At 58.7% G+C, this 11,918-nt stretch carries 9 protein-coding genes and 1 pseudogene; 5 read left to right on the top strand and 5 right to left on the bottom strand.

Annotated elements, in window-relative coordinates; genetic code table 11:
* Window positions 1-4: 4 nt before the first annotated feature.
* Window positions 5-847: a 23S rRNA (adenine(2030)-N(6))-methyltransferase RlmJ gene (locus ABLU50_RS23100; protein WP_004204945.1), complete on the bottom strand. Its 843-nt coding sequence runs from the start codon at window positions 845-847 to the stop codon at window positions 5-7.
* A gap of 193 nt (window positions 848-1,040) precedes the next feature.
* Between ABLU50_RS23100 and ABLU50_RS23095 the strand changes: the two genes are divergently transcribed.
* The 3 genes from ABLU50_RS23095 (at window position 1,041) to rsmJ (ending at window position 5,297) form a co-directional block, all read left to right on the top strand.
* Window positions 1,041-2,312 carry a phosphatase PAP2 family protein gene (locus tag ABLU50_RS23095; RefSeq protein ID WP_087832447.1) on the top strand — a complete coding sequence of 424 codons (1,272 nt, stop codon included), beginning with the start codon at window positions 1,041-1,043 and terminating at the stop codon, window positions 2,310-2,312.
* A 182-nt stretch (window positions 2,313-2,494) separates the two neighbouring features.
* Window positions 2,495-4,537, top strand: a complete 2,043-nt coding sequence (gene prlC / locus ABLU50_RS23090; RefSeq protein ID WP_323084024.1) for an oligopeptidase A — start codon at window positions 2,495-2,497, stop codon at window positions 4,535-4,537.
* 7 nt (window positions 4,538-4,544) lie between these two features.
* Window positions 4,545-5,297, top strand: a complete 753-nt coding sequence (gene rsmJ / locus ABLU50_RS23085) for a 16S rRNA (guanine(1516)-N(2))-methyltransferase RsmJ (RefSeq protein WP_087832449.1) — start codon at window positions 4,545-4,547, stop codon at window positions 5,295-5,297.
* Window positions 5,298-5,442: 145 nt separating this feature from the next.
* Here the strand turns inward: rsmJ and dtpB are convergent, their stop codons facing one another.
* Window positions 5,443-6,915 carry a dipeptide/tripeptide permease DtpB gene (dtpB, locus tag ABLU50_RS23080; protein WP_348864944.1) on the bottom strand — a complete coding sequence of 491 codons (1,473 nt, stop codon included), beginning with the start codon at window positions 6,913-6,915 and terminating at the stop codon, window positions 5,443-5,445.
* Window positions 6,916-7,170: 255 nt separating this feature from the next.
* Window positions 7,171-7,608, bottom strand: coding sequence for a universal stress protein UspA (gene uspA, locus ABLU50_RS23075; protein WP_004145166.1), 438 nt, complete (start codon window positions 7,606-7,608; stop codon window positions 7,171-7,173).
* A 382-nt stretch (window positions 7,609-7,990) separates the two neighbouring features.
* Between uspA and uspB the strand changes: the two genes are divergently transcribed.
* Window positions 7,991-8,326 carry a universal stress protein UspB gene (uspB, locus tag ABLU50_RS23070; protein WP_002921203.1) on the top strand — a complete coding sequence of 112 codons (336 nt, stop codon included), beginning with the start codon at window positions 7,991-7,993 and terminating at the stop codon, window positions 8,324-8,326.
* Window positions 8,327-8,384: 58 nt separating this feature from the next.
* Here the strand turns inward: uspB and pitA are convergent, their stop codons facing one another.
* Window positions 8,385-9,881 (bottom strand): inorganic phosphate transporter PitA, encoded by a 1,497-nt coding sequence (pitA, locus tag ABLU50_RS23065; RefSeq protein ID WP_004204940.1) that lies wholly within the window; start codon window positions 9,879-9,881, stop codon window positions 8,385-8,387.
* Between the two features lie 229 nt (window positions 9,882-10,110).
* Here pitA and ABLU50_RS23060 point away from each other — a divergent pair, with 229 nt between their 5' ends.
* Window positions 10,111-11,304: an NAD(P)/FAD-dependent oxidoreductase gene (locus ABLU50_RS23060; protein WP_087832450.1), complete on the top strand. Its 1,194-nt coding sequence runs from the start codon at window positions 10,111-10,113 to the stop codon at window positions 11,302-11,304.
* 39 nt (window positions 11,305-11,343) lie between these two features.
* On the opposite strand, the pseudogene ABLU50_RS23055 reads toward ABLU50_RS23060, so the two are convergent.
* Window positions 11,344-11,862 (bottom strand): annotated as a pseudogene (locus ABLU50_RS23055) (magnesium transporter); the annotation flags it as partial.
* Between the last annotated feature and the right edge of the window lie 56 nt (window positions 11,863-11,918).

Genomic DNA, 11,918 nt, shown 5'->3' with positions numbered 1-11,918 from the left:
GCGATTACTCCGGCACGATCCAGCTGACGGTCGTGTGACCGGTACCGGCCGGCACCAGCTTGCTGTGTAGCCACGGCAGCACATTGTTCATCTGCTGCTCCAGCTTCCACGGCGGGTTGATGACGATCATCCCGGAGGCGGTCATGCCGCGCTGGTCGCTGTCCGGACGCACCGCCAGCTCGATTTGCAGAATTTTGCGGATACCTGTGGCTTCTAAATCTTTGATCATACGTTTTATTTGCGCGCGCAGCACCACCGGATACCACAGCGCGTAGGTGCCGGTGGCGAAGCGTTTATAGCCTTCGTTAATCCCGGTCACCACCGCCTGATAGTCGGTTTTAATTTCGTACGGCGGGTCGATCAGAATCAGACCGCGGCGCGAGACCGGCGGCAGCTTAGCTTTCAGCTGCTGGTAGCCATCGGCTTTATCGACGCGCGCGCGGCTGTCTTTCTGGAACTCGGCGCGCAGCAGCGGGAAGTCGCTCGGGTGCAGCTCGGTCATCTGCAGGCTGTCCTGCTCGCGGAGCAGCTGGCGGGCGATCAGCGGGGAGCCCGGGTAGTAGCGCAGCTGGCCGTTACGGTTGAAGTGTTCGACCACCGAAATATAGGGCTCAAGCTCTGCCGGCAGGTCGTCCTGCTGCCAGATTCGGGCGATGCCTTCAAGATACTCGCCGGTACGCTCGGCGTGCTCGCCGCTCAGCTGATAGCGGCCCGCGCCGGCGTGGGTGTCCAGGTAGAGAAACGGTTTTTCTTTCTCTTTCAGCGCTTCGATGATCAGGCTCTGAACGGTGTGTTTGAGGACGTCGGCGTGGTTGCCTGCGTGAAAGCTGTGGCGATAACTGAGCATGGATACAGAGATTCCGGGAAATAAACAAGTTAACCGATAGTTTACCGCAGATCGGCCGAGATTACCGCTGCGCCGCCGCGCTGTTTCATTTCTGCCAAAAGCGTTGCAAAACATAACGCTGTCATAAAAGCGTCAAACGGCCGCGCTAGCGTCGGATACAGGCAAGGTAATTGTTTGAATAAAAGGAAAAATAATGAAAAATCAACTCTCGCTGCTGGCCGTGGCGCTGCTGCTGGCGCAACCGGTTCTGGCTAAAGACATCCCGCTGAACAGGGCGGCGGCCCTCGCCAATAGCGTGACGCCGGCTGCCTCCAGCCAGGCGTATGACGATCTTGAGCAACAGGCGCTGGCGCAGCTGCGCCACGCTCTGCAGGGGGATGCCGCCGCGCTGACACGCGATCGGCTGGCGCACGCGAAACAAAACAAAACCCAGGCCGATACCGCCTGGCTGAAGGCCAGCGGCTATGACCTCCAGACCCGGGCCAATCAGCAGGCGGGCATTGCGCTGCTGTCGGCGTTCAGCAGCCTGCCGGAGACCGTCGTGCAGCAGAATCTGGCGACGGTCACCGCCATTAACCGCGACGCCGTAAAGACCACCCGCCGTCAGGCGCTGGCCGATGCGGAAGGGATTAGCTACCTCTACTTCCTCAGCGACGCGCTGGGGCCGCGGCTGGGCAACGCGTTTCTGACCGCCTATGACCAGGGCGCGCTAGGGAAAGCGGCGGCGCTGATCAAAGCCTCGGAGGTCAGCACCGGCGAGGCGAAAAAGCACTACAACAATCCGCGGCCGTTTCTGGTGCAGGGCAACACCATTCACCTGGTGCCGGACGACGTGGTGGTGAAGGATAACCAGCCCTATACCGCCGACGGCGGCTCGTTCCCCAGCGGTCACACCAACACTGGCTATACTGATGCGCTGCTGCTGGCGGCGATGATCCCGGAGCGCTACGACGCGCTGGTGGCGCGCGGCGCACGCTATGGCTATTCGCGCATCGTGCTGGGTGTCCACTATCCCCTGGATGTGATCGGCTCGCGGATGGTGGCCGAGCGCAACGTGGCCCATTATCTTAACGATCCACGCTACCGGGTATTATTTAACGAAGCCCGCGATCAGCTGCGCGCCGCGCTGGCGAAAGCCTGCGGCACATCGCTTGCCGAGTGCGCGAAGAGCAGCGTGAAAGACGATCCCTGGCGCGATCCGGCGATGCGTGATTTCACTCGTTTCACCATGACCTACGACCTGCCACGGCAGACGGGGCCGCAGCCGCGCCTGCAGGTGCCGGAGGGGGCGGAAGTGCTGCTGGAGGCTGCCCTGCCGCAGCTGTCTGCGGCCCAGCGCCGGGCGCTGATGGTCAATACCGCGCTGCCGGCGGGCTACCCGCTGTCCGGCGCCACCCCCGAGCAGCAGTTCTGGCAGCGGCTGAATCTGTCGGCGGCTTGGGAAATGGCGCAAAAAGGGCATTAATGCGGTTTCCGGCACGCTGCACCGCGTGCCGCGTTTTTCCGGCAACGGGCGGACTTATCGCAGCAATACCCAGGCTGACGCACCGCCCGTCATTGAAATTCCCCCAACTATCCCCCATTCTAGATCTCATGCATAAGCGCCGGACGCGCGCTTCACTCACCCTTTTCAACAGGACAGCGCATATGACCAATCCATTACTGACGCCTTTTTCCCTGCCGCCTTTTTCTGCGATCAAACCAGAGCACGTGGTCCCCGCGGTCACCAAAGCGCTGGAGGATTGCCGGGCCGCAGTGGAAAGCGCGGTGGCGCACGGCGCGCCGTATAGCTGGGAAAATCTTTGCCAGCCGCTGGCGGAAGTGGACGATGTGCTGGGACGCATCTTCTCGCCTGTCAGCCATCTCAATTCGGTAAAAAACAGCCCGGAACTGCGCGAGGCCTACGAACAGACGCTGCCGCTGCTCTCCGAGTACAGCACCTGGGTCGGCCAGCATGAAGGCCTGTATAAAGCCTACCGCGACCTGCGCGATGGCGATAACTACGCCACGCTGAATACCGCGCAGAAAAAAGCGGTTGATAACGCGCTGCGCGATTTCGAATTATCCGGTATTGGCCTGCCGCCGGAGGCGCAGAAACGCTACGGTGAAATCGCCGCGCGCCTCTCTGAGCTGGGCAACCAGTACAGCAACAACGTCCTTGACGCCACCATGGGCTGGAACAAGCTGGTGACCGACGTCGCCGATCTGGCCGGTATGCCGGAAAGCGCGCTGGCCGCCGCTCAGGCGCAGGCCCAGGCCAAAGAGCAGGAAGGGTATTTGCTGACGCTGGATATCCCGAGCTACCTGCCGGTGATGACCTACTGCGACAATCAGGCGCTGCGCGAAGAGATGTACCGCGCCTACTCCACCCGCGCTTCCGATCAGGGGCCGAACGCCGGGAAATGGGATAACAGCCCGGTGATGGCGGAGATCCTCGCTCTGCGCCACGAGCTGGCGCAGCTGCTGGGCTTTGACAGCTACGCCTTTAAATCCCTCGCCACCAAAATGGCGGAGGATCCGCAGCAGGTGCTCGACTTCCTCACCGACCTGGCAAAACGAGCCCGTCCGCAGGGCGAAAAAGAGCTGGCCCAGCTGCGCGCTTTTGCTAAAGCCGAGTTCGGCGTCGAAGAGCTGCAGCCGTGGGACATCGCTTACTACAGCGAAAAACAGAAACAGCATCTCTACAGCATCAGCGATGAGCAGCTGCGCCCCTATTTCCCGGAAAACAAAGCCGTTAACGGTCTGTTCGAAGTGGTGAAGCGTATTTACGGTATTACCGCCAAAGAGCGTACCGATGTCGATGTGTGGCATCCGGAAGTGCGCTTCTTCGAGCTGTATGACGAACACAACGAGCTGCGCGGCAGCTTCTATCTCGACCTGTATGCCCGCGAGCACAAGCGCGGCGGGGCGTGGATGGACGACTGCGTCTGCCAGATGCGTAAGCTGGATGGCTCCCTGCAGAAGCCGGTCGCCTACCTGACCTGTAACTTCAACCGTCCGGTCAACGGCAAACCGGCGCTGTTCACCCACGACGAAGTGATCACCCTGTTCCACGAGTTCGGCCACGGTCTGCACCATATGCTGACCCGCATCGATATCGCCGGGGTTTCCGGCATCAGCGGGGTGCCGTGGGACGCGGTCGAGCTGCCGAGCCAGTTTATGGAAAACTGGTGCTGGGAGCCGGAAGCGCTGGCCTTTATCTCCGGTCATTATGAGACCGGTGAACCGCTGCCGCAGGCGCTGCTGGAGAAAATGCTGGCGGCGAAAAATTACCAGGCGGCGATGTTTATTCTGCGCCAGCTGGAGTTCGGCCTGTTCGATTTCCGCCTGCACGCGGAGTACAAGCCGGAGCAGGGGGCGAAAATCCTTGAGACCCTGGCGGAGATTAAAAAGCAGGTCGCCGTGGTGCCAGGCCCAACCTGGGGCCGCTTCCCGCACGCCTTCAGCCATATCTTCGCCGGCGGTTACGCGGCGGGTTACTACAGCTACCTTTGGGCCGACGTGCTGGCGGCAGATGCCTTCTCACGCTTTGAAGAAGAGGGCATCTTCAACCGCGAAACCGGTCAGTCGTTCCTCGACAACATCCTGAGCCGCGGCGGTTCCGAAGAGCCGATGGTGCTGTTCAAACGCTTCCGCGGGCGCGAGCCGCAGCTGGACGCGATGCTTGAGCATTACGGGATCAAAGGCTGATTGCTACGTGAAGATCTGCTTAATTGATGAAACGGGCGCCGGAGACGGCGCCTTATCTGTTTTAGCCGCCCGCTGGGGGCTGGAGCAGGATGACGATAACCTGATGGCGCTGGTGTTGAACGCTGAGCATCTGGAGCTGCGTAAGCGCGATGAGCCTAAGCTTGGCGGTATCTTCGTCGATTTCGTCGGCGGGGCGATGGCCCACCGGCGCAAGTTTGGCGGCGGCCGCGGTGAAGCGGTAGCCAAAGCGGTGGGCATTAAAGGCGATTATCTGCCGGATGTGGTTGACGCCACCGCCGGCCTGGGGCGCGATGCCTTCGTGCTGGCGTCGGTCGGCTGCCGCGTGCGGATGCTGGAGCGCAATCCGGTGGTCGCCGCGCTGCTCGACGATGGTCTGGCCCGCGGCTATGCCGATGCGGAAATCGGCGGCTGGCTGCAGGAGCGGCTGCAGCTGATCCACGCCTCCAGCCTGACGGCGCTGACCGATATCACCCCGCGTCCGCAGGTGGTCTACCTCGACCCGATGTTCCCGCATAAGCAGAAAAGCGCGCTGGTGAAGAAAGAGATGCGCGTTTTTCAGTCGCTGGTGGGGCCTGATTTAGACGCCGATGGCCTGCTGGCCCCGGCGCGCCAGCTGGCGACCAAACGGGTGGTGGTAAAGCGCCCGGATTACGCGCCGCCGCTGGCGGAAGTCGCCACGCCGAACGCGGTGGTGACCAAAGGGCATCGGTTTGATATTTACGCCGGCACGCCGGAGTAATATTACACCGTGGTGGTATCTCCCGGATAGCGGCGCAACGCGCCTTATCCGGGCTACCGCATTGTAGCCCGGCTCAGCGTAGCGCAAGCCGGGAACCGTAATATTTGAACAAACGGTGCCAGTGCGGATCGGCCATCTTAAACGGTTACTCGGCGCTGGCCGGGGTATTAATCATCCGGTTCAGCCACGGCATCATCAGCGCCATCACCACCGTGACCCCCAGGGTCACCAGGCCAATTTTACTGAACACGCTGGTGTAAACCGGCAGCGTCTGCAGCGGGTCGGTGATATTTTCCGGCACCGCGGTGAAGGTCGCCACATAGCCGCCGAGCAGGAACGCAGCGGCCTGGGTCAGGAACCACATCCCCAGAATAAAGCCCATCAGATGCTGCGGCACCAGCGCGGCGACCATCGCCAGCCCCAGGGCGCTGATCAGCAGCTCGCCCAGGCTCTGGAACAGATAAACCAGCACAATAAACCACGGCGAGGTTAATCCCTGGGCGTCGGCGAACCACATCCCGGCGGCCGCGGCGGTCAGGAAGCCCAGCGCGCAGAGGAACATCCCGAGGGTAAATTTCACCGGCATGGTCAGGTCTTTACCCTTATGACCGAGATGGGTGTAAATCGCCGCCAGCACCGGGCTGGCTACCACCACCCAGAAGGGGTTCAGCGCCTGGAAGCTGACCGGGTTGATGGTAAAACCCAGGATCTGATGATGGACGTTGTTGATGGCGAAGAAGTTCAGCGAGGTCGGCATCTGGGCGTAGAGAATGTAAAACAGCACCGCCTCGATCATCAGGATAAAGGCGACGAACATTTTGTTGCGCCCGGTTTTATCAAGGCGAAACGCCTCGCGGAAAAAGAACGCAATGACCACGACCGACAGGACAATCAGCACCAGGTTGGCGATCATCACGTTGTGCATCAGCCAGGCGCAGAGAAAAATCATTACCACCGTACCGGCCAGCACCAGCGCCAGATTGCGCAGGCTGAGGGGGCGATGATCGGGCTCGGAGCCAATATCTTTCACCATCCCGCGGCAGGCGAAGTAGACCAGCAGCGCGATAATCAGCCCCGCGCCGCACAGGTTATAGGTCACCGCGTAGCCAAACTTTTCCGCGATCACCGGCGCCAGCGACAGCGACAGCAGCGAACCGATGTTTATCGACATATAAAACAGGGTGAACGCCCCGTCGAGACGGGCATCCTTCGGCGGATAGCATTTTGACAGCAGGCTCGCCGGGTTGGCTTTAAACAAACCGTTGCCGACGGCGATGGTGCCGAGGGCGATAAAGATCAGCTGCGGTTTCAACAGCGACATCCCGGTCATAAAGTAGCCGATAGCCAGCACAACCGCGCCGAGCACCAGGGTACGTTTGGTCCCCAGCAGATGGTCGCCCACGTAGCCGCCGATCGAGATCAGCCCGTAAACCAGCGCCGCGAAGGCGCCGAAGGTGATAAAGGCCTGTTCCTGAGAGAAGCCCAACTGTTTAACAAAGAAGACCGCCAGGATCCCCTGAACGCCGTAATAGCCAAAACGTTCCCAGAGCTCCACAAAGAAGATCATGAAGAACGGACGAGGTTGCTGCAGCAAACCCGTAGGTGCAGTTGTATTCATATTCCTTCACCTTGTATTACTTTCCCAAAAAGTATGAACGCGTATGCCAGAACGCGCCGAAAATGTCTGATAACTCGCCATGCTGCGGTTATTGGCTTAATGAGTAGATTATTATATAGATGTTTTAGTGAATAACTGGCTGATCACACTAATTGAATAGCTTTTTTATGGAGTTAAGCTCTGTTGTCTGGCGGGGCGGAAGCGAAAATAAAAACGCCCGCAGCGGCGGGCGTCTGGCATGACACAACGGGAGGGTTATTCGTCTTCTTCGTCGCGCAGCGGGACGATCAGCATGTCGACATGGACGGTGTTGATCAGCTGACGGGCAGAGGACATCAGCTTGCTCCAGAAGTCCTGATGATGGCCGCAGACCACCAGGTCCATATCGTATTTTTTAATCGCATCGACCAGCACCTGACCGAGGTCGCCGCTGCCGCTCAGGGTCTCAGTGATCGGGTAGCCGGCGTTGGTAGAGAGCTCGGTCAGCGCGTGATGGGTCTCTTCGGAGATGCGTTTTTGCATATCGCCGAGGTTCACGTCAATCAGCCCGGTGTAGAGGTCGGAGTAATTTACATCCACGTGGATCAGGGAGACTTTCGCGTTATAAGGCCGGGCCATAGAAACGGCTTTTTCAACCAGTACTTTACTCTCCGGGGACAGGTCTACTGCAATCAGAATATGTTTGTAAGCCATAGTGTTACTCCTTCCATAAGTTTGTCGATGACCATTGGACCTGACAGCTGGCGCTGCCGTTTCGCCCGCGTCCTGCGTGCTACATTCGCGGGAGGGTAGCCTTTAAGGACTTCATTGTAGAAGATATTTCTTACCTTATAGCGCCCCCCGCGCTCCGTCAATGCACTGGGTTCACCTAAAAGCTAAACAAATTTATCCGTCTTACGTATTGATAACGAATAACCTTGTGGTAAAAAAATTAATGGATCTCCTACACTATTTAATGAGCCGGTCGGAAAAATAAATGTGATCGGAATCGCACTCTTTACGGTATTGTCGTCGGTTATTTGGGGAGCGGTAGCCGCGGAGGATTTCTCCGTGGGCGGGTCGCCGGGGAGGAGGTATGATCAGCACTATTGCGCTGTTTTGGGCCCTGTGTGTCGTTTGTGTGGTGAATATGGCACGCTACTTCTCATCGTTGCGTGCATTATTGGTTGTGCTACGTGGTTGCGATCCCTTGCTCTATCAGTACGTCGATGGCGGCGGCTTTTTTACCTCGCACGGGCAGCCCAGCAAACAGATGCGGCTGGTCTGGTATATCTATGCCCAGCGCTACCGTGACCATCATGACGATGAATTTATTCGTCGCTGCGAACGTGTTCGTCGCCAGTTTATTCTGACCAGCGCCCTGTGCGGCCTGGTGGTGGTGAGCCTGATTGCGCTGATGATCTGGCACTAACGATATTTTCAGAATAAAAAACGGGCCAGCAAGCTGGCCCGTTTTGAACGAATAACGCTTAAATCAGCTTCAGGGAGAGCCAGTAAAGGACGCCTGAAAGGATAATCGCTGCCGGCAGGGTCAGTACCCAGGCCATCAGAATGCTGGTTACCGTCTTTTTCTGCAGACCACCGCCATCCACCAGCATCGTCCCCGCTACCGAGGAGGAGAGCACGTGGGTGGTGGAAACTGGCATCCCGGTGTAGCTCGCCAGACCGATTGAGACCGCTGCGGTCATCTGCGCCGACATCCCCTGGGCGTAGGTCATGCCCTTCTTACCGATCTTCTCACCGATGGTGGTCGCCACGCGGCGCCAGCCGATCATGGTACCAATACCCAGCGCCAGCGCGACCGCCATGATAATCCAGATTGGCGCGTACTCGATGGTGCTCAGCATATCGGTTTTCAGTTTCTTCAGCAGACGCTGGTCGTCAGCGCTCACGTCCGGCAGTTTCGCCACTTTGTCGGTAGTGTCGGAGATGCAGAGCATGATGCGACGCAGCTGGCCGCGCTGTTCCGGTTTTAGCGACTCGTAGTTCTCAACGCCGGTCAGCATGGTCTTCACGCGGTCAAGGGCGTTGATGGTGTTCGCCGGATGGCAATGAAACTCGCCGTTGGCCGCGGTATTGGTGTCCGGAGAGGGAACCAGCTGGTCAACGCCGGTGGCTTTCTTCAGCAGGTCAGGGCGCTGCTGGAAGAAAGTTTCCACATTGTTGACCGCATCGCGGGTACGGGTGATTTCGTAACCGGAGGCGTTCATATTCACCACGAAGCCCGCCGGGGCGACGCCGATCAGGACCAGCATCACCAGACCAATGCCTTTCTGTCCATCGTTAGCGCCGTGAGAGAATGACACGCCGATAGCGGACAGGATCAGGGCGATACGGGTCCAGAACGGCGGCTTTTTCTTGCCGTCTTTCTTTTCACGCTCCGCCGGGGTCAGGTGGATACGCGCCCGTTTTTTGGTGCCGCTCCAGTAGCGGCGCAGCAGGAAAATCAGGCCGCCCGCAATCACCAGACCAACGATAGGCGAGATGATAAGCGAACCAAAAATGCCGATGACTTTCGGGATATTCAACGCATCAACCACGGAGGTGCCTGTCATCAGCGCATTGGTTAAACCAATACCGATGATGGCGCCGATCAGGGTATGAGAACTGGATGCCGGAAGACCGAAGTACCAGGTCCCGAGGTTCCAGATGATCGCCGCCAGCAGCATAGAGAACACCATGGCGAGGCCATGCGCGGAACCCATGTTAAGCAGCAGATCGGTCGGCAGCATATGCACGATGGCATAGGCTACGCTGAGACCGCCCAGCAGAACGCCGAAGAAGTTGAAGAGCGCCGCCATCGCCACAGCGAGCTGTGAGCGCATAGCGCGAGTGTAGATAACCGTAGCCACCGCGTTTGCGGTATCATGGAAACCGTTAATCGCTTCGTAAAACAGTACAAAAGCTAAAGCAAGCAATAATAATAGTCCGGTATGTAAATCCAGACCGGCAAATAAATGTAGCATAGGACGTTACGCCATTTTGAGGACATGAACGCGGCGCATTATCAGTGACTTTAGCGGCGCGGGCAAAGTGAAATATAGACTTTTTTTGATTTTCTTCCTGTTTAGGTTTTACCCTGTTGGGAGTAATCCTATATCTTTCAATGATGTATCTAATGCGGGATTTTTCCCGCTGGTGTGACCAGAGTGAAATATTTACAAAACCCGACAATTGGGGAACGAGGAATGCGGTGTGGAAAGGTTTGATGCCATTGTCATTGGCGCCGGAGCGGCGGGAATGTTTTGCGCAGCGCAGGCGGGGCAGCTTGGCTGTCGCGTCCTGCTGCTCGACAACGGCAAAAAGCCGGGGCGAAAAATTCTGATGTCCGGCGGCGGCCGCTGCAACTTTACCAATATGTATGTCGAGCCGGCGGCCTATTTGAGCCAAAACCCGCATTTTTGCAAATCAGCCCTGGCGCGCTACACCCAGTGGGACTTTATCGAGCTGGTCGGCAAATATGGCATCGCCTGGCATGAGAAAACCCTCGGTCAGCTGTTTTGCGATGATTCGGCGGAACAGATCGTCACTCTGTTGCTGGCGGAATGCGAAAAGGGCGGCGTGCAGATCCGCCTGCGCAGCGAAATTCTCAGCGTGGAGCGCGACGAGCAAGGCTATCGGCTTCAGGTGAACGGCGAAACGCTGGCGACCAAAAAGCTGGTGATCGCCTCCGGCGGCTTGTCGATGCCGGGCCTCGGCGCCTCGCCGTTTGGCTATAAAATCGCCGAGCAGTTCGGCCTGAAGGTGCTGCCGACCCGTGCGGGTCTGGTGCCGTTTACCCTGCACAAGCCGCTGCTTGAGCAGCTCCAGGTTCTCTCCGGCGTCTCGGTGCCGTCGACCATCACCGCCGAGAACGGCACCCTGTTCCGCGAAAATCTGCTGTTCACCCATCGCGGCCTTTCCGGACCGGCGGTGCTGCAAATTTCCAGCTACTGGCAGCCTGGTGAGTTCGTCACCGTGAATCTGCTGCCGGACTGCAATCTTGAGGAATTCCTTAACGAGCAGCGCGGCGCGCATCCCAACCAGAGCCTGAAAAACACCCTCGCGATGCAGTTGCCGAAGCGGCTGGTGGAGTGTCTGCAGCAGCTGGGGCAAATTCCTGATGTCACGCTGAAGCAGCTGAACGTTCGCGATCAGCAAGCGCTGGTGGAGACGCTGACCGCCTGGCGCGTGCAGCCGAACGGCACCGAAGGCTACCGGACGGCGGAAGTGACCCTCGGCGGCGTGGACACCAATGAGCTCTCGTCGCGTACCATGGAGGCGCGTAAGGCGCCGGGCCTCTTCTTTATCGGCGAAGTGATGGACGTCACCGGCTGGCTCGGCGGGTATAACTTCCAGTGGGCGTGGTCAAGCGCCTGGGCCTGCGCGCAGGCGCTGGTGGAAGGGTAATCTAAGCGTTCGGGCGCCCTGGCGCCCGAACGTATATGATCAGTTCAACCCAAGAAAATACTGGGCGATTTTGAAATAGATAATCAGTCCGGTGCCATCGATCAGCGTGGCGATAAACGGCGCGGAAACCACCGCCGGGTCGATGCCGATCCGTTTAAGCACCATCGGAATGACCGACGAGACAACTGCGCTCCACAGGGTAATGCATACCAGCGTCAGGCTGACGATCAGCGTGATTTCCATACCGATGCCCATCATCCAGGCGCGCAGGCAGCCCGCCAGCCCCAGCGTTAAGGCAATCAGAAACGAGGTCGACACCTCTTTGCGGATCACCCGCCCCATATCGCGCAGCCGCACTTCCCCCAGCGCCATCGAGCGCACCAGCGTCGAGGTGATCTGCGTTCCGCTGTTGCCGCCGGTGCCGATGAGCAACGGAATAAAGAAGGCCAGCGCAATGGCCGATTCCAGGGCTTCTTCGAAATGCTGCAGCACGCTGCTGGTGTAGGCTTCGGCCACGAACAGCAGCAGCAGCCACACCGAGCGTTTCTTCCACAGCGTCAGTAATAATGCCGATGTCAGTCTTTACCACCACTTAGTTTGCCGTTTAACCAGAT

Source organism: Klebsiella sp. GG_Kp173 (assembly GCF_040062415.1).
In the GTDB taxonomy this organism is placed as follows: Bacteria; Pseudomonadota; Gammaproteobacteria; order Enterobacterales; family Enterobacteriaceae; genus Klebsiella; species Klebsiella quasipneumoniae.
Note: the sequence above shows the minus strand (reverse complement) of the source record. Positions and strands in the feature narration are given on the sequence as shown.